Source organism: Pseudoponticoccus marisrubri (genome assembly GCF_001482405.1).
Lineage (GTDB): Bacteria > Pseudomonadota > Alphaproteobacteria > Rhodobacterales > Rhodobacteraceae > Pseudoponticoccus > Pseudoponticoccus marisrubri.
Map to the genome: position 1 here is coordinate 91,446 of NZ_LPXO01000009.1, position 16,657 is coordinate 108,102.

Annotated in this window: 15 protein-coding genes; 5 read left to right on the forward strand and 10 right to left on the reverse strand. The window is 71.5% G+C overall.

The features are described 5' to 3' along the window. Positions 1-2: 2 nt before the first annotated feature. The 7 genes from bchZ to AVJ23_RS14820 all read right to left on the reverse strand — a co-directional run bounded on the left by bchZ (position 3) and on the right by AVJ23_RS14820 (position 7,537). On the reverse strand, positions 3-1,472 hold the full coding sequence (gene bchZ, locus AVJ23_RS14795; protein ID WP_058862985.1) for a chlorophyllide a reductase subunit Z: 1,470 nt from the start codon (positions 1,470-1,472) through the stop codon (positions 3-5). A gap of 283 nt (positions 1,473-1,755) precedes the next feature. Continuing rightward, positions 1,756-3,324 (reverse strand): chlorophyllide a reductase subunit Y, encoded by a 1,569-nt coding sequence (gene bchY / locus AVJ23_RS14800; protein ID WP_058862986.1) that lies wholly within the window; start codon positions 3,322-3,324, stop codon positions 1,756-1,758. Continuing rightward, positions 3,321-3,449, reverse strand: a complete 129-nt coding sequence (locus AVJ23_RS23495) for a hypothetical protein (RefSeq protein ID WP_276203217.1) — start codon at positions 3,447-3,449, stop codon at positions 3,321-3,323. The genes bchY and AVJ23_RS23495 overlap by 4 nt, the downstream gene beginning before the upstream one ends. Beyond that, positions 3,436-4,452, reverse strand: a complete 1,017-nt coding sequence (locus tag AVJ23_RS14805) for a chlorophyllide a reductase iron protein subunit X (RefSeq protein ID WP_058862987.1) — start codon at positions 4,450-4,452, stop codon at positions 3,436-3,438. Before AVJ23_RS14805 ends, AVJ23_RS23495 begins: the two co-directional genes overlap by 14 nt. Then, on the reverse strand, positions 4,449-5,390 hold the full coding sequence (gene bchC / locus AVJ23_RS14810; protein ID WP_058862988.1) for a chlorophyll synthesis pathway protein BchC: 942 nt from the start codon (positions 5,388-5,390) through the stop codon (positions 4,449-4,451). The genes AVJ23_RS14805 and bchC overlap by 4 nt, the downstream gene beginning before the upstream one ends. A gap of 118 nt (positions 5,391-5,508) precedes the next feature. Beyond that, positions 5,509-6,612, reverse strand: coding sequence for a methyltransferase (locus AVJ23_RS14815; protein WP_058862989.1), 1,104 nt, complete (start codon positions 6,610-6,612; stop codon positions 5,509-5,511). A 31-nt stretch (positions 6,613-6,643) separates the two neighbouring features. Beyond that, positions 6,644-7,537: a polyprenyl synthetase family protein gene (locus AVJ23_RS14820; protein ID WP_058862990.1), complete on the reverse strand. Its 894-nt coding sequence runs from the start codon at positions 7,535-7,537 to the stop codon at positions 6,644-6,646. 118 nt (positions 7,538-7,655) lie between these two features. Here AVJ23_RS14820 and crtD point away from each other — a divergent pair, with 118 nt between their 5' ends. Then, complete coding sequence (gene crtD, locus AVJ23_RS14825; RefSeq protein ID WP_058862991.1) at positions 7,656-9,164, forward strand: 1-hydroxycarotenoid 3,4-desaturase CrtD; 1,509 nt, start codon at positions 7,656-7,658, stop codon at positions 9,162-9,164. A gap of 32 nt (positions 9,165-9,196) precedes the next feature. Continuing rightward, complete coding sequence (gene crtC / locus AVJ23_RS14830) at positions 9,197-10,078, forward strand: carotenoid 1,2-hydratase (RefSeq protein WP_496197020.1); 882 nt, start codon at positions 9,197-9,199, stop codon at positions 10,076-10,078. A gap of 15 nt (positions 10,079-10,093) precedes the next feature. Here the strand turns inward: crtC and tspO are convergent, their stop codons facing one another. Genes tspO through AVJ23_RS14845 form a run of 3 tightly spaced genes read right to left on the reverse strand, consistent with a single transcriptional unit; the run spans position 10,094 to position 13,160 of the window. Further along, positions 10,094-10,576 (reverse strand): tryptophan-rich sensory protein TspO, encoded by a 483-nt coding sequence (gene tspO / locus AVJ23_RS14835; RefSeq protein WP_058862992.1) that lies wholly within the window; start codon positions 10,574-10,576, stop codon positions 10,094-10,096. Continuing rightward, a complete protein-coding gene (crtB, locus tag AVJ23_RS14840; protein ID WP_058862993.1) occupies positions 10,573-11,616 on the reverse strand; it encodes a 15-cis-phytoene synthase in 1,044 nt (347 codons plus the stop codon). The genes tspO and crtB overlap by 4 nt, the downstream gene beginning before the upstream one ends. Beyond that, positions 11,613-13,160: a phytoene desaturase gene (locus tag AVJ23_RS14845; RefSeq protein ID WP_058862994.1), complete on the reverse strand. Its 1,548-nt coding sequence runs from the start codon at positions 13,158-13,160 to the stop codon at positions 11,613-11,615. The genes crtB and AVJ23_RS14845 overlap by 4 nt, the downstream gene beginning before the upstream one ends. A gap of 112 nt (positions 13,161-13,272) precedes the next feature. On the opposite strand from AVJ23_RS14845, the gene crtA reads away from it, so the two are divergent. From crtA to AVJ23_RS14860, 3 genes are read left to right on the forward strand one after another with little or no spacing between them, the layout of a single operon-like run. Next, the gene (gene crtA, locus AVJ23_RS14850; protein ID WP_058862995.1) at positions 13,273-13,980 is read left to right on the forward strand and encodes a spheroidene monooxygenase; all 708 of its coding nucleotides are present in this window, start codon (positions 13,273-13,275) and stop codon (positions 13,978-13,980) included. Continuing rightward, entirely contained in the window at positions 13,977-14,978 is a 1,002-nt protein-coding gene (gene bchI, locus AVJ23_RS14855) for a magnesium chelatase ATPase subunit I (protein WP_058862996.1), read from the forward strand. Before crtA ends, bchI begins: the two co-directional genes overlap by 4 nt. Beyond that, on the forward strand, positions 14,975-16,657 hold the full coding sequence (locus AVJ23_RS14860) for a magnesium chelatase subunit D (RefSeq protein WP_084794618.1): 1,683 nt from the start codon (positions 14,975-14,977) through the stop codon (positions 16,655-16,657). The genes bchI and AVJ23_RS14860 overlap by 4 nt, the downstream gene beginning before the upstream one ends.

The window sequence follows — 16,657 nt, forward strand, 5'->3', positions numbered from 1 at the left end:
GGTCATGCCTCCTTGGAGCTGTGCCGCGCCGCGGGCGCGACCGACAGAACGGTTTCGATGCCGACCCGTTCGGCACCGGTGTCCAGCGCCGCCTGCTCGGCGGCGTCACGGTATTGCTTGGCGGCCGAGATCCGGGTCAGCACGGGATGTGCCGCCACGATCCGGTCAAGCTCGGCCTGCGCGTCTTCGTCCCAGGCCATGTCGCGGCGCAGCCGCGTCGGCGTGGCGGGGGCGGCATCCATCTCGGTGCCCAGCGGCAGGATGTGGAACAGCGCGTCGAACAGCCCGTTGCAGACCTCCTGCAGCAGGTAGGTCGCGCCGGCATAACCCATGAAGGGCGTGCCGGTGTGCCGCCGGATCGCCGCGCCGGGAAAGCTGGCCGGGATAAAGGCCGGTTTCGGCCCGTGCCCCGCGGCCAGCTCGGCCAGGTACATCTTCTCGTTGATCGAGCCCATCAGGATCAGCGGCCGGTGCTCGGCCAGCAGGCTGCGCACCGCGTCATTGTCGGTCTTGGCGCCGGCCACCCGGGCCACGGCAAAGGCGCAGGGCAGGCCCAGGTCGCCTTCCAGGAAATGCCGGATGCCGCGGGCATAGGTCTCGTTCGCGACGATGCCGAAACTGGCCGTGGCAAAGAAATCCTGCGTGACCGAGCGCCAGAGATCCCAGACCGGCTTGATCGTGGAATGTTTCTCGCGCGCGATGAAGGGTTCGGGGTCGAGCCCCAGCATCTCGCCCAGCGTGCGCAGGAACTTCGTGGTGCTGTCGATGCCCACCGGCGCCTGCAGGTAGGGCTTGCCCAGGACCTCGCAGAGGCCGCGGCCGAACTCGCGATACATGCAGATGTTCACATCGGCATTCACCAGCCCGCGCATCTCGGCCAGGTGGGCGCCCAGCGGCATCACCATGTTGACCTCGGCGCCGATCCCCTCGACCAGGCGCCGGATCTCGGCCAGGTCGCTGGGCATGTTGAACGTGCCATACATGGGGCCCAGGATGTTGACCCGCGGCGCGGCGTCTTCCGCGCGCTTGGCCTCTTTCGGCATCCGTCCCTTGGTCATGCCGAACTCGGTGAAGAGCCAGGTCATGGCGCGGTCGGCGGCCTCCCACTGGTCCTCGTCGATGGTGCGCGGCAGGAAGCGCTGGATATTGGTGCCCTGCGGCGTCACGCCGCCGCCGATCATCTCGGCGATGGAGCCGGTGACGACCACGGCCGGCAGAGCGGGGTCCAGCACCTTCCACGCCCGTTCCATGGCGTCCTCGGTGCCCTTGCCCATCTCGTCCTCGCCCAGCCCGGTAACCACGATGGGCAACTCGTGCGGGGGCAGCGCGTCGGTATAGTGCAGCACGCTGGTCACCGGCAGGTTCTCGCAGCCGACGGGCCCGTCGATCACCACCTGCAACCCCTTCACCGCGGTGAAGGCATAGACGGCACCCCAGTAGCCGCCGGCGCGGTCATGGTCCTGGATCAGCATGGGCGGACCTCCGGGTCGGAGGCGTGCGGAACGCCGATCAAGTCGACCACCCGGCGCGCATGCGCCAAGCCCGACCTCCCACCCGGGAGGGCTTTTGTCGGCACAGTCGTCGAGAATGCGGCGACGGGGCCTTCAAGAGCAGACGTCTTGACTGCGGCATGGCCCACCCGAGGTCGGGCGTGGCGCATACGCGCCTGACCGTGGCAACCGGAAGGGAAAGCTGCGCGTTCGGCATCGCCAAACGTTGCCTCGCGGCATGTCTGATGTTCCGTGAAAACAGCCCTCATATCATCTGCTCCGCCTTGGCGGCGCGGGCCTGCTTTTCCAGCTTCTTGGCATAGCGCTCGCGGAACTCCGGGTGGCGGTTGGGATCGCCCTCCCAGACACCGGCGGTCTCGCCCGCGCCCACGTCCTCGAAGAAGTCGCGCATGGCCTCCATGCGTTCCTTGCCGGCAATGGCCGCGCCGACCACCTGCGACAGGCTGCCGGCCCCGGCCGGTCCCATCAGCGGACGTGCCGAGATCAGGTTGGTGAAGTAGAGCGCCGGGATCCCCATCGCCTTGGCCTTCTGCACGACCGGCGTCGTGCCGATGGCCAGGTCGGGCCGGATCGCCTCCATCGCCGAGAGGTCATCCTCGAGCGAGGCGCGGAACACCACCTTGGCGCCATGCGCCGCCAGCCACTCCGCATCCGCGGCCGAGAACCGCGTCTTGGGGCAGGCCGTTCCGACATAGGGCACGCGCGCGCCGCTTTCGATCAGCAGCCGCGCAACCAGCAGTTCCGAGCCCTCGTAGCCCGAGACCGTCACCGTGCCGTCGATCTGCGCACCGGCCAGAGCGCCGCGCACCGCGGGCACAAAGGCGTTCTGCGCCGCGGCCACCTTGTCGGCGGCCAGCCCGAAAGCGTCGCCGATCGCGGCCAGCCAGTCGGCGGTCCCCTCGACCCCCACGGGGGCGGAGCCGAGCACCGGGCGGCCCGCCGCCTCGAACTCGCGGATGGCCGAGGTGTAGAACGGATGGATCGCCGCCACCGCGCCGCAATCGAGTGCGGCATAGAGCTCGCGCCATTCGCGGCAGGGCACGACCGGCCCCGCGGCCAGCCCCATCGGCGCCAGCATGCGCCCGATCATCACCGGGTCGGCCGGGAACATCTCGCCCAGCAGGGTGACGGTGGGCAGCTCCTGCCGGCCGCCATCGGGCGCCGCGACCGGCCCGGCCTGCACTTCCTGGCGGGCATAGTTCAGCATGGCGCCGGCCAGCACGTCCTTGGCCTCGGCATGGGTCGGGATGCCGAAGCCCGGCACGTCGATCCCAACGATGCGCACGCCGTCGATCTCGTCGGGCAGCAGCCGCAGCGGCACGCCCGAGGCGGTGGGCACGCAGAGATTGGTGACCACGATGGCGTCCAGCTTCTCGGGATCGGCCAGCTCGTGCACGGCGGCGCGGATGTCCTCGAAGAGCTTGCCGGTGACCAGCGTCTCGGAGTTGAACGGCACGTAGCCGACCGAGCGGCGCGCACCGTAAAAATGCGACACGAAACTGAGCCCGTAGACACAGCAGGCCGAGCCCGACAGCACGGTGGCCACGCGGCGCATGCGCAGCCCGACACGCAGCGACCCGAAGGCGGGACACATGCTCTGCGGCTTGTCATGCGGGCCCTGCGGGTAGTCGCGGGCGTATTGGTCGAGGATCTCGGACTGGCCGGCGGCGCGCGCGGCCTTGTCCATCTCGGCGGTGGAATGGCAGCCCATGGCGCCCCCGGCCGAGGCCTGCTCGGGCGCTTGGGTGGCGCGCTCGGACTCGGTCGTCAGGACCGGCACGGCGGCGGCATCGTCGTAGACGGTCTCGCTCATGCCGCCTCTCCGCCGCCGCCAGTGTCGCGGATGTCGCGCAACAGGCGTTCGATCTGCTCGGGGCGGGCGCGGGCCAGCATGGCGCGCACCTCGCGCAGCACGGTGTCGCGATCAGGCGTCGTCATAGATCACCTCGAGGCTTTCGCGCGGCGCGGCATTCTTGCCCCGCATGTCGCTGTCGGTGGCGGGCTCCAGCGTCACGCCGGCGCCGGTCTCGGATCCGTCAAACAGGTTCAGCAGCCCGTCCTGGTCCAGCGGCGCCGGCCGCACCGGCGGCGCATCCGAGACGTTCAGCCCCAGCTCGGCAAAGAGCGGGCCCCAGTGGCTCTCCATCGTGCCGACGATCTGGTAGTTGGCCGATTTCTTGCGCAGGTCGTCATCCTGCGGGATGCTGGCCAGCACGGGGATGTTCACCGCCTCGGCAAAGGCCTGCGCCTCGCCGGAATGGTCATCCTTGTTCACCACAAGACCCGCGACGCCGACATTGCCGCCCAGCTTGCGGAAATACTCCACCGCCGAGCAGACATTGTTGGCCACGTAAAGCGACTGCAGGTCGTTCGAGGCGACCAGGATCACCTTCTGCGCCATGTCCCGCGCGATGGGCAGGCCGAAACCGCCGCAGACCACGTCGCCCAGGAAATCCAGCAGCACGTAGTCGAAATCCCAGTCGTGGAAGCCCAGCTTCTCCAGCAGCTCGAAGCCGTGGATGATGCCGCGCCCGCCACAGCCGCGGCCCACTTCGGGACCGCCCAGCTCCATGGCGAAGACGCCGCCGCGCTTGAAGCAGACATCGCCGATGGCCACCTCCTCGCCCGCCAGCTTCTTCTTGGTCGAGGTCTCGATGATCGTCGGGCAGGCCTTGCCACCGAAGAGCAGCGAGGTGGTGTCCGATTTCGGATCGCAGCCGATCAGCAGCACGCGCTTGCCCTGCTCGGCCATCATGTGGCTGAGGTTGGCCAGCGTGAAGGACTTGCCGATTCCGCCCTTGCCGTAGATGGCGATGATCTGCGTCTTCTTGGTCGCCTCGGTCGGCAGCACGTCGGCCAGGTCCTCCTGCGCCTCGTCGCGCAGGCGTCGGTCGAAATCGCTCAGATCGGGCACTTGGCCTTTCTGCACGTCGTCCTTCATGCTTGGTCCTTCCAGTCGATGATCATTTTCAGGCAGGCGGGATCGCCGAAGGCCGTGGCATAGGCCGCCTCCGCATCCCGCGCCGCGCTGCGATGGGTGATGAGGCCGTCCAGCGACAGCGCGCCGGCCTCGAGAAGGGCGCGCACCGCCTGCAGATCCTCGGGCGCCCATTCCGCCGCGACCCGCAGCCGGGCCTCCTTCATGAAGGCAGGCGGAAAGGCGAATTGCAGCGGTTGCGCGTAGAAGCCGGCCAGCACGATCTCGCCGCCCCGGGTCAGCCGCCCGACCAGCGTGTCGAGCAGCCCGGCATCGCCCGAGACATCGTAGATGGCGCCGTAGTCGCGGCGCGGATCGGCGTCCGGAGTCAGCACCTCATAGCCCTCGGCCCCGCCCTGGCGCAGGGGGTCGATCTCCCACACGGTGGGGGGCGGACCGCCGGCGGCCAGGGTCAGCCGTGCCAGCAGCCGGCCCAGAACGCCATGGCCGACGATCAGCTCGGGCAGATCGGTGCGCAGGCCTGCCAGCGCGTGCCGCGCCGTGGCCGCCAGCGCCAGCAGCGCCGCCTCGGCACCAAGGCCCGAATCGACACGGGCCACCCGGGCGGCCGGCGTCACCATGTGGCTGGAGGCCGCGCCGAACAGGCCGAACGCGCCCTCGTAGCAATTGGCACCAGGGACAAAGACACTCTCGCCCACGCGAAAGCCGCTCTCGGCCCCGGCCTCGACCACCTCGCCGGTGGCCTCGTAGCCGGGCACCAGCGGATAGCCCATGCCGGGAAAGGGCGGCATCTCGCCGGTCCAGAACAGTTTCTCGGTGCCGGTAGAGATGCCCGAATGCCGCGTCTCGACGACAAGGTCGGCGGGACCGGGCGCGGCCAGCGCCAGCGCATCCAGCGACAATTGCCGCGGGCCATGCAGGCAAATGGCGTGCGTTTGCATGATCTCCCTCCCCCTCGTCGTGGCGATTCGCGGCGGGTCGCTCCAACCCGGGTCTTGCACCACGCTGTCAGTTTAACCTGACACATCCGCATGTCAATCGGTACTGACAACTCATGTGTCAGGCTGGCTTAACAGCCTCGACGCAGGCCGTGACATAGGCCCGGCGCGGGCGCGGCGCGCGAATCGCATCGAACCCGGCAGCGCGGCACAGCGCGCCGATCTCCTCGGCCGAGCGGGTGCGCCCGGTGCGCATGGCCAGCGTGTAGAAGGCGAAATAGAGATCGGTCTGCGGATCGGGACGCGTCCCGCCCGACATGGGCTCGGAAATCACCAGCCGTCCGCCCGGCTCCAGCGCGTCGAAGGCCGCGCGCAGCAGCGCCGCCACCGTGTCATCGGCGTGATCGTAGAGCACCCGGACCAATGTGATCACATCTGCGCCGCGCGGCAGCGGGTCGTCGCGGAACGAGCCGGGCACGATCTCGACCCGGTCGGACAGGCCGGCGCGGTCGAACCGGTCGCGGGCGCCCGCAACCACCGCCGGCAGGTCGAACAGGACCAGCTGGGCCCCCGGGGCCTGCGCTGCCGCCTCTTCGAGGAAGGCGCCCGTGCCGCCGCCCACGTCCATCAGCCGCCTTGCGCCGCGCAGGTCCACCTGTGCCAGCGTGTCGCCGGCCACCAGGCGCTGCGACTGGGCCATGACCTCGGAATAGGTGGCGGCCACCTCGGGATCGGCGGCGCCCTCGGCGCCAAAGACATAGGGCCAGAAGGCGGCCAGCTCGGTCTCGGCCCCGCCGCGCAACAGCGCCACGGGATCACCCATGTCGCGGTAGAAGGCGCCGTGATGGCGGATCATCGCCTGCAGCCCCGGCACGCCGGCCAGCGCCGCGCCCTGCCGGGTCAGCGTCACGCAGCCGTCGCGGCGCTGCCGCAGCAGCCCCAGCGCCACGCCCGCGCGGATCAGCAGCGCCATGCGCTCGGGGCTCAGCCCGCTCTCCAGCGCCAGTTGCGCCACCGGCGCGGGCCCGGCCAGCAGCCGCTCGGGCAGGTCCAGCTCGACCAGCGCCAGCAGCGCCTGCGAGCGGACGAAGCCCTGCACGATGTCGAATAGCTGCGCGCCGTCACGCCGGGCCAGCCGCCGCAGCAGCGGCCAACGGGCCGCGCGCCGCTGGAAGCCGGGATCGGCGATCAGCCGGGTCAGCCAGCCCGCCCCGGGCCGGCGCATGGCCCCCTGCCCCGCCACATCCGCCACCGGTCTAGCCCCGCGCGGCGGCCACGGCGGCTTGCGGGATGATCTTCTGCGCCGTCAGCGTGACCATCTGCGCCAGCGCGGCCTCGCCCGGGCAGGACGGGATCGAGGCGATGGCCCCGCCCAGGATGTCCTTGAGCCGCGACATCGCGCCGTCGACGCCCAGCTCAGCCACCGCGTTGGGCCGGCCATGCAGATCGTCCTGCCCCACCGGCTTGCCCAATTCCGAGACATCGCAGAGCGCGTCGCGCAGGTCGTCGGCCACCTGGAACGCGGCGCCGATCCGGTCGCCCAGCTCGAACCAGGGCTCGGCCTCCTGCCCCGCCGCGATCGCCCCCATCTGGGTGGCGGCGGTGAACAGCGCCCCGGTCTTGGACCGGTGATAGGCAGCGAGGTCGATCTTGTCCTCGCTCTCCCAGCCCTGCCCGGCGCAGATCCCGCCGGGCATGCCGGTGCGCTGCGCCAGCGTCAGCACCAGCTGCGCGGCGCGCGCCGCATCCACCGTGCCGGTGCGGGCCAGCACCTCGAAGGCGAGGATGATCAGGCTGTCGCCGGTCAGCACGGCCAGCGGCTCGCCATAGGCGCGATGCACCGAGGGCTTGCCGCGCCGCAGGGCCGCGTCGTCGAAACAGGGCAGGTCGTCATGCACAAGGCTCGCACAGTGGATCAGCTCCAGCGCGGCGGCCGCGGCATCCGAGACATCGGGCCGGTCATCGCCGCAGGCCAGCGCGACCGACAAAAGGATGGTGGGCCGGATCCGCGCGCCGCCCGGCGTGGTCGCGTAATGCAGCGCCGAGGCCAGCTTCTGCGGCACGGCCTCGCCGCCCGGGCCTTGCGCGCGGCCCTGCCCATGGGCGATGGCGCGCGAGACGGCCGCATCGATGCGTGGTTTCAGGCTCATGATGGCGGACCTCCCGGGCGATGACGGCGCGGGGTGATCCGCCCATCGTCACCATTACGTGACATGCATAGTGTAAATCAGACTGGACACTTTTTCGGATCGAGTCAATCATCGCGTCATGGAACACGCCGCACCCGACAGGTTCGACCGTCCGGCCGCGCTGGTCATCGGCGCCGGCGTCGGCGGGCTGGCCACGGCCATGCGGCTGCAGGCGGCCGGCTGGCAGGTCGACCTGTTCGAACGCGCCGCCCATCCCGGCGGCAAGATGCGCGCCCTGCCCTCGGCCGCCGGACCGGTCGATGCCGGCCCCACCGTGCTGACGCTGAAACCGGTCTTCGAGGATCTCTTCGCCACCTGCGGCGCGCGGCTTGATACCTGCGTGACGCTGACACGGCAGGAGGTGCTGGCGCGGCATTTCTGGCCGGATGGCGCGCGGCTCGACCTCTCGGACGACCCCTCGCACAATGCCCGCGCGATCCTCGCGATGGCCGGGCCGGCCAATCGCCGCGCCTACCAGCGCTTCGAGGCCGAGACCCGCGCGCTTTACGATGCGTTCGACGGGCCCATGCTGCAATCGCCCGATCCCAGTCAGCGCGACCTGGCCGGCGCGGTGCTGCGCGACCCGCGCCTGATCGCCGCGCTCTCGCCCCACGCGACGCTGGCGGCACAGCTGGCGCGGCGCTTTCCCGATCCGCGGCTGGCGCAGCTTTTCGGGCGCTACGCCACCTATGTGGGCGGGATGCCGACCCACGCGCCGGCCCTGCTGGCGCTGATCTGGCAGGCCGAGGCGCGCGGCGTCTGGGTCGTCGAGGGCGGCATGGCGCGGCTGGCCCGCGCGATGGCCGACCGGCTGGTCGCGCTTGGCGGGCGGCTGCACCTCGACAGCCCCGTCGCCCGGATCGAGACCGAGGGGGCCCGCGTCACCGGGCTGACCCTGCGCTGCGGCACCACGCATCGCGCCGACACGGTGGTCTTCAACGGCGATCCCCGTGCGCTGGCGCTGGGGCATCTGGGCGCGGGCGTGTCCCGCGTCGCGCCGCAGGCCGCGCAAGAGCCGCGCAGCCTCTCGGCCCGGGTCTGGAGCTTTGCCGCCACGCTGCGCGGTCCCAGCCTGCTGCATCACAACGTCTTTTTCGGCGCCGCCCCGCGCGCCGAGTTCGCCGATCTCGCCCGGGGCGCCATGCCGGCCGACCCCACGCTCTATGTCTGCGCGCAGGATCGCGGCACCGGCCGCGCCACGCCGGACGGTCCCGAACGGTTCGAGATCATCCTCAACGCAGCGCCCCTGACCACGGCGCGGGATGTCCCCGACGAGGCCGCCACATGCCACCAACGGACCTTCTCCACCCTCGCCCGCTTCGGGCTCTGCTTCGACCCGGAGCCGGGTCCCGAGGCGCTGACCACGCCGCGGGACTGGGACAGCCTGTTTCCCGCGAGCGCCGGATCGCTCTACGGGCAGAGCCCGCACGGGCTGACGGCCAGCCTGCGCCGGCCGCGGGCGCGGACCCCGGTCAAGGGGCTCTGGCTGGTGGGGGGCGGGGTCCATCCGGGGCCAGGGGTGCCGATGGCGGCGCTCTCCGCCCGGCATGCGGCCGCGGCGATCATGGCGGACCGCGTTTCGACCTGAAGGTCCCGCCCGACGGCTATGCCTGGTGGTACGTGGACGGGATCTCGCAGGACGGGCGCCGCGCCGTCTCGGTGATCGGCTTCATCGGCTCGGTCTTCTCGCCCTGGTATCGCTGGTCGGGGCGGCGCGACCCGGAAAACCACGTCTGCCTGAACGTCGTCACCTACGGGCCCGGCGGCAAGTTCTGCATGACCGATCGCGGCCGCAACGCCCTGCGCCAAAGCGCCCACAGCTTCACGGTCGGCCCCTCCTCGATGCACTGGACGGGCACGCAGCTGGACATCCACGTGGACGAGGTCGCCGCCCCGCCGCAGATCGGCCGGTTGCGCGGCCGCATCACCCTGCGCCCCTGCGCGCTCAGCGGGGTGGAGCTGCCCCTGACGCCCGACGGGGCGCATGTCTGGCGCCCCTTCGCGCCGGTGTCGCGGATCGAGGTCGATCTCGGGCCGGGCGGACAATGGCAGGGGCATGGCTATTTCGACGCGAATTTCGGCACCCGCGCGCTGGAGGCCGATTTCGACTACTGGACCTGGGGGCGTTTTCCGACGCCGGACGGCGCGCTCTGCCTCTATGACGCCACGCGGCGCGACGGCAGCACGCTGGCCCAGGCGGTGCAGTTCGACCGAACGGGCGCGGCCGAGCCCGCCCCGCTGCTGCCCAAGGCGCGGCTGCGGCGCAGCCTCTGGGCCGTGCGGCGCGAGACGCGGGCCGATGCCGGGCACCGCCCGAAACAGAGCCTCGCCATGCTGGATGCGCCCTTCTACACCCGCGCGGCGGTCACCACCCGCATCGACGGGCACGAGTCGCTGGGCGTGCACGAGGCGCTGGACCTGCGCCGCTTCCGCAGCCCGCTGCTGATGCCGATGCTGGCCATGCGCGTGCCGCGCCGCGCCCGCTGGACCCATCGCGACTGAGCCCCGCGCCGGGGCTCAGCGTGCCATGGCCGGGGGGTTGTTCGCCGCGTCGGGGTTCAGCCGCCACACCGCGCCGTTCAGCGCGCCGGCCACGCTGACCCAGGCGAGATAGGGCAGGAACAGCGCGCCCGAGAGCGCATCCACCTGCCACAGCGCCACCATCGTCGCCGCCACAGACAGCCACAGCGCGCCCAGCACGGCCATGCCGGCCTTGATCTGCTTCAGCCCGAAGAAGACCGGCGTCCAGAGCGCGTTGAGCGCGATCTGCAGCGCCCAGAGCGCCATGGGCAGCCCGGCCTGATCGGTCACGGCGACGCGCGCGGCGGCGGCGGCCATGCAGATGTAGAGCGTGGTCCAGGCCACCGGGAACAGCCAGTCCGGCGGGGTCCAGGAGGGCTTGGACAGGTCGCGATACCACGGCCCCGGCGGAAAGATCGCGCCGGTCGTGCCGGCGGCGAAACAGGCCAGCAGGAAAATGACGAAAAGAATCCAGATCATGCGGGCGAGGTAGCGCGTCGGCGCGCGTCCAGCAAGGCCGCCCGGCGGGCCGCGTCCCGTTCGGCCAACTGCGAGAAGGTCGACAGCAACCCGTCGGACCAGTCGCCCCGGCTCTCGGGATGCGCGGCGGCATCGACCAGAAAGGCGGTTTCGCGCAGCGGCGGCGCGTAGATCAGCGCCGAGCGCGGCAGCACGCAGGAGGTGCCCGCCCGCAGCGTGGCCAGCGCCAGCCACGCGGCCTTCTGCGCCTTCGAGGTGCGCGCGCGGCGCGTGATCGAGTCGAAACCCTGCGCCCGCAGCCGCCCGCCGATCCCGGCATAGATGTAGCGCGCGGCGAAAATCCCCGGCCGCGCGCTGCGCGGCAGGCCCTGCACCCCGGCCTCGGACCTTGCATAGAGATGCTCGGCCTCGTGATGCAGGCGCCGCACCAGTCGGCAGAGCGCCGGGTCGGGACGCGGATCGGCCAGCAGCCGGTCGGGGTCGATCCCGGCCTCGTCCAGCCAGTCGCGCGGCAGGTAGAGCCGCCCTTCGCGTGCATCCTCGCCCACGTCTCGGGCGATATTGGTCAGCTGCATGGCGACGCCCAGGTCGCAGGCCCGCGCCAGCACCTGCCCGTCGCGCACCCGCATGAGCACGCACATCATCGCGCCCACGGCGCTGGCGACACGGGCGGAATAGGCGCGCAGCTCAGACAGGGTGGCATAGCTGCGCCCCTCGGCATCCCAGGCCAGCCCCTCCAGCAGCGCCTCCGGCAGGGCGCGGGGCATCTCGAATTCGCGGATCACCTCGGCAAAGGCACGGTCGGCGGGCGCATCGCGCGGCGTGCCGGCATAGGCCAGGTCCAGCCGGTCGCGCAGCGCCAGCACGGCAGCGGCCTTTTCCTGCGTCAGGTCCACCGCGTCATCGGCCAGCCGGCAGAAGGCATAGAGCACCAGCGCAGGGTCGCGCACTTCCCGCGGCAAGAGCCGCGAGGCGGCATGAAAGGACAGCGAACCGTGCCGGATCGCCTCACGACAATGGGCGAGATCGGCCTCTCTCATCGCGCTTCCTGCGGGTCGGGTACCAGCTGCGCCAGCACCTCGGCGCTGGAGATCACGCCGGGCAGACCGGCGCCGGGATGCGTGCCCGCCCCGACGAGGAACAGCCCGTCCACCTCTTCGCTGACATTGTGCGGCCGGAACCATGCGCTTTGCAGGATCCGCGGCTCCAGCGAGAAGCCCGCGCCATGCGGTGACAGGTACCGGTCGCGGAAGGTCTCGGGCGTGAACACCTCGGAGGCGGTCAGCTGCGCGCCCAGCCCCGGCAGCAGCTCGCGCTCCAGCACCGCCTGCACGCGCTGGCGGTAGGGCTCGGCCTGTGCCTGCCAGTCCACCGGATCGTCGCCGCCCAGATGCGGCACGGGCGAGAGCGCATAGAACGTGTCGCCCCCCTCGGGCGCGACGCCCGGGTCGGTGACCGAGGGGCGGTGCACGTAAAGGCTCATGTCCTCGGACAGCTTGCCCTTCAGGAAGATGTCGTCGATCAGCCCGCCATAGCGCGGCCCGTTCAGGATCGTGTGATGGCCCACCTCGGGCCACATCCCGCGCGTGTCCTTGGTGCCGAAATACCAGACGAACAACCCCATGGACCAGCGCGACCGCTTCAGCCGCTTCGGCGTCCAGCGCCGCCGCCGGTGGTTGCGCAGCAGCCGGTCATAGCTGTGCCCCGCATCGGCGTTCGATACCACCAGATCGGCGATCACATGCGCGCCCGAGCCCAGCCGCACGCCGGTGCAGCGCCCCTTCTCGACCGTGATTTCGTCGACATCCGTCTCCATCCGCATCAGCCCGCCTTGCCCTTCGACCACGCGGGCCATGGCCTCGGCGATCGCGGCGACCCCGCCCATGGCGTAATGCACGCCGAAGGCCGCCTCGAGATGGCTGACAAGGATATACATCGAGGTCACCCGGAACGGGTCGCCCCCGATGAAGAGCGGGTGGAACGAGAACGCCATCTGCAGCCGCGGATCGCGGAAGCGCCGCGCCGCATGGGCATGGACCGAGCGGTCGGCGCGCAGCATGGCAAAGCGCGGCAGCACCTTGAGCAGGTCCGTGAACCGGTGCATCGACCGCCGGCCCAGATCCTCGAAGCCGAACTCGTAGCGCTCGAGGCTGTCCTTGAGGAACCGCTCGTAACCCGCCACGTCGCCGGGGCTCAGCCGCGCCACCTCGGCCCGCATTTTCTCGGGATCGCCCGAGGCGGCAAAGCGCGACCCGTCGGGCCAGCGGATCTCGTAGAACGGCTCCATCGGGCGCAGGTCGACATCGGCGTCGAAATCCCGCCCGCAGGCGCGCCAGAGCTCGCGGAAGACCTGCGGCACGGTCACGATGGTCGGGCCAAGGTCGAAGCGGTGCCCGTCGCGCCACAGCGCCGAGCCGCGACCGCCCGGCACGTCCAGCCGGTCGATCACCGTCACGCGGTAGCCCTTGGCGCCCAGCCGCATCGCCGCGGCCAGCCCGCCCAGCCCGGCGCCTATCACGATGGCATGGGGCGCCGTGGCGCGACGGGCCAGCGCGGGCAGCGAGGGGTCAACACGTGTCATCATGGGGAAAGGCTACACCTGTCAGGCAAAGTTGACAATCTGCCATCGCTCTCTTTTCACGCCCGCCTCCACATGTCAGAGTGAGTTGACACAACCACAGGGCCCGGAGTCGTTCATGCAGACGGTCACGATCAGCTTTTATCGTTTCGAATCAGTGGCCTCGCGGTTCTGGCCCTTCGGGATGATGGCCCTGACCGGGCGCCACCTGCGCCGGGTGCCCGATCTGGGCTTCTGGAAGCTCTGCGGATCGGGCACGGGCGAGGGGTTCACCCCCACCGCCCTGCCCTCGGTCTACGCGATTCTCTGCACCTGGCCGGACCGCGCCACGGCCGAGGGCAGGCTGGCGCATCACCCCGTGTTCCGGCGCTACGCGGCCCGCGCCGACGAGGCCTGGACCCTGTTCCTGGCGCCCACCAGCGCGCGCGGCCAATGGTCAGGGCAGGCCCCCTTCGTGCCCGGGGCGCCGCCGCCCTCCGGCCCGCTTGCCGCGCTGACCCGCGCCACGATCCGGCGCAGCGCGCTGCGCCCCTTCTGGGGTCGGGTGCCCGATATCAGCGCGGTGATCGGGCAGGATCCCAACGTGGTCTTCAAGATCGGCATCGGAGAGCTGCCGCTGCTGCACCAGGTCACCGTCTCGGTCTGGCCCGATGCCGACAGCATGGCCGCCTTCGCCCGGGCCGACGGCCCCCATGCCCGCGCCATCCGCGCGGTGCGCGACGGGCGCTGGTTCCGCGAAGAGCTCTATGCCCGGTTCCGCGTCCTGGGCGACCGGGGCAGCTGGCACGGCACCAGCCCGCTGGCCGGACTGGATCTGGCAGCATGAGCAGTTTCCCCTTCTCCGCCATTGTCGGACAGGACGCGATGAAACGCGCCATGGTCCTGACCGCCATCGAACCGCGCCTGTCGGGCGTGCTGGTCTTCGGCGACCGCGGCACCGGCAAGAGCACCGCGGTGCGCGCCCTGGCCGCGCTGCTGCCGCCCATCGAGGCGGTGCGCGGCTGCCCGGTCAACGCCGCCACCCGCGCAGACAGCCCCGACTGGGCCGAGGGCGTGACCGACACGGTCGAGACCCGCCCGACCCCCGTGGTCGACCTGCCGCTGGGCGTGACCGAGGATCGCGTCACCGGCGCGCTGGACATCGAGCGCGCGCTGGTCGACGGGGTCAAGGCGTTCCAGCCCGGCCTGCTGGCGCAGGCCAATCGCGGCTATCTCTATATCGACGAGGTCAACCTGCTCGAGGATCACATCGTCGATCTCCTGCTGGACGTGGCGCAATCGGGCGAGAATGTGGTCGAGCGTGACGGGCTGTCGATCCGCCACGCCGCGCGCTTCGTCCTTGTCGGCTCGGGCAACCCCGAAGAGGGCGAGCTGCGCCCGCAGCTGCTCGACCGGTTCGGCCTCTCGGTCGAGGTGCGCTCGCCCTCGGATATCGAGGAGCGGATCGAGGTGGTGCGCCGCCGCGACGCGTTCGAGACCGACCCGCAGGCCTTCCACGCCGAATGGGGCCCGCGCGACGCCGAGATCCGCGACCGCATCCTCGCCGCGCGGGCGGCCTTGGCACGGATCGACACGCCCGAGGACGCGTTGCGCGACTGCGCGCAGCTCTGCATCGCGCTGGGGGCCGACGGGCTGCGGGGCGAGCTGACCCTGCTGCGCGCCGGCCGCGCGCTCGCCGCCTATGACGGCGCGACCGCGCTGGGGCGCGCGCAGATCCGCGCCGTGGCCCCGCTGGCGCTGTCGCATCGCCTGCGCCGCGATCCGCTGGACGAGGCCGGATCGGTCGCCCGCGTCACCCGCGCCGTGGACGAGGTCCTGTCGTGACAGAGGCCGCGGCCCTGTCCGACTGGCAGCGGCTGCACCTTGCGCTGCGCTGCTTGGCGGTTGCGCCCTCCTCCCTGGGCGGCATGGTTCTGCGCGCCCGCGCCGGTCCGGTTCGGGACGCGGCGCTGGCGCTGCTGGACACCCAGCCCGGCCCCGTGGTCCGCCTGCACCCCGCGATGACGGCCGATGCCCTGCAAGGCGGGCTCGACCTGACACGCACCCTGCAAGAGGGGCGCCCGGTGCAAAGCCCTGGCGCCCTGTCGCGGTCCGGGACCTTTGTCCTGGCCATGGCCGAGCGCTGCCCGCCCGAGATGGCCGCCCTGCTGGCACAGGCGCTTGATGCCGGGCTGGACGGCCCGCTGGTCCTGCTGGACGAAGGCGCCGAAGAGGGCGAGACGCCCCCTGCCCTGCTGGCCGAGCGGCTGGCTTTTCAAGTCGACCTGACCGGGTTGGCGCTGGCCGATGCTGTCCCCGCGGGGACAGGTGTTGAAATTCCGTTCCAATCGCGTGCGCCCAGTTCACCCGGCGCCAGGTCCGACATACCCGTGGAGTCCGGCCCTGTCCCCGCGGGGACAGAAGCCACCCGCCTCACCGCGCTCGCCGCCAGTTTCGGCATCGACAGCCTGCGCGCCCCGCTCTTCGCCTTGGCCGCCGCCCGCGCCCTGGCCGGTGGCAGCCCGGTCACCGAGCGGCATATGGAGCTCGCCGCGTTGCTCACCTACCCCTCACGCGCGACGCGCCTGCCGGAGCCTCCGGCCGAGGACCCCGCGCCTCCCGACCCCAGCCCAGACACGCCCGAGCCTTCGGAGACGCAACGCCCCGAGGATCTGCCGCAGGACATGCTGGTCGAGGCGATCCGCGCCACAATTCCGCAAGGACTGCTGGAGCAGATTGCACAGGGCGCCTCCCGCACCGCCAAGGGCTCCGGCGCCGGACAAAGGCGCAAGGGCAACCGCCGCGGCCGGCCCCTGCCCTCGCGCCCGGGACGCCCCGGCAATGGACAGCGCGTCGACCTGACCGCCACCTTGCGCCGCGCGGCCCCTTGGCAGAAGCTGCGCGGCGCCACGGATCGCCCGATCATCTGGCCCTCGGATCTGTGCCTGAAACGCTACGAGGACCGCTCGGACCGGCTGCTGATCTTCGCCGTCGACGCCTCGGGCTCGGCCGCGCTGGCCCGGCTGGCAGAGGCCAAAGGCGCGGTGGAACTGCTGCTGGGCGAGGCCTATTCCCGTCGCGACCACGTGGCCCTGATCGCCTTCCGCGGCAGCACCGCGGACCTGCTGCTGCCGCCCACGCGGTCGCTGGTGCAGGCCAAGCGGCGGCTGTCCGCCCTGCCCGGCGGCGGCGGCACCCCGCTCGCCACCGCCCTCCAGACGGCCGGCGAGTTGGCGGTGACCGCGCAGGCGCACGGGCTGTCGCCGACGCTGGCGCTGTTCACAGACGGGCGGGCCAACGTGGCCCTGGACGGGCAGGGTGACCGGCCCCGCGCGCAGGCCGATGCGCACAGGCTGGCTCGCTGGCTGCGCGAGATGGCGCTGCCGGGGATCGTGCTGGATGCCGGGCGCCGACCGCATCCCCCGCTGGCCGAGCTGGCGGCCACGCTGGGGGCCCGCTACGTGCCGCTGCCGCGCGCCGATGCGCAGGCCCTGGGCGCCACGATCCGCGACGGGCTGGGCTGA

Bases quoted from the DNA above. Each gene is read 5' to 3' on its own strand.
- crtA (WP_058862995.1), top strand. From the start codon at position 13,273: ATGCAGACGGTCACGATCAGCTTTTATCGTTTCGAATCAGTGGCCTCG.
- AVJ23_RS14820 (WP_058862990.1), bottom strand. From the start codon at position 7,537: ATGAGCCTGAAACCACGCATCGATGCGGCCGTCTCGCGCGCCATCGCC.
- AVJ23_RS14815 (WP_058862989.1), bottom strand. From the start codon at position 6,612: ATGCGCCGGCCCGGGGCGGGCTGGCTGACCCGGCTGATCGCCGATCCC.
- bchZ (WP_058862985.1), bottom strand. From the start codon at position 1,472: ATGCTGATCCAGGACCATGACCGCGCCGGCGGCTACTGGGGTGCCGTC.
- crtB (WP_058862993.1), bottom strand. From the start codon at position 11,616: ATGAGAGAGGCCGATCTCGCCCATTGTCGTGAGGCGATCCGGCACGGT.
- bchY (WP_058862986.1), bottom strand. From the start codon at position 3,324: ATGAGCGAGACCGTCTACGACGATGCCGCCGCCGTGCCGGTCCTGACG.
- AVJ23_RS14845 (WP_058862994.1), bottom strand. From the start codon at position 13,160: ATGATGACACGTGTTGACCCCTCGCTGCCCGCGCTGGCCCGTCGCGCC.
- bchI (WP_058862996.1), top strand. From the start codon at position 13,977: ATGAGCAGTTTCCCCTTCTCCGCCATTGTCGGACAGGACGCGATGAAA.
- AVJ23_RS23495 (WP_276203217.1), bottom strand. From the start codon at position 3,449: ATGACGACGCCTGATCGCGACACCGTGCTGCGCGAGGTGCGCGCCATG.
- bchC (WP_058862988.1), bottom strand. From the start codon at position 5,390: ATGCAAACGCACGCCATTTGCCTGCATGGCCCGCGGCAATTGTCGCTG.
- tspO (WP_058862992.1), bottom strand. From the start codon at position 10,576: ATGATCTGGATTCTTTTCGTCATTTTCCTGCTGGCCTGTTTCGCCGCC.
- AVJ23_RS14805 (WP_058862987.1), bottom strand. From the start codon at position 4,452: ATGAAGGACGACGTGCAGAAAGGCCAAGTGCCCGATCTGAGCGATTTC.
- crtD (WP_058862991.1), top strand. From the start codon at position 7,656: ATGGAACACGCCGCACCCGACAGGTTCGACCGTCCGGCCGCGCTGGTC.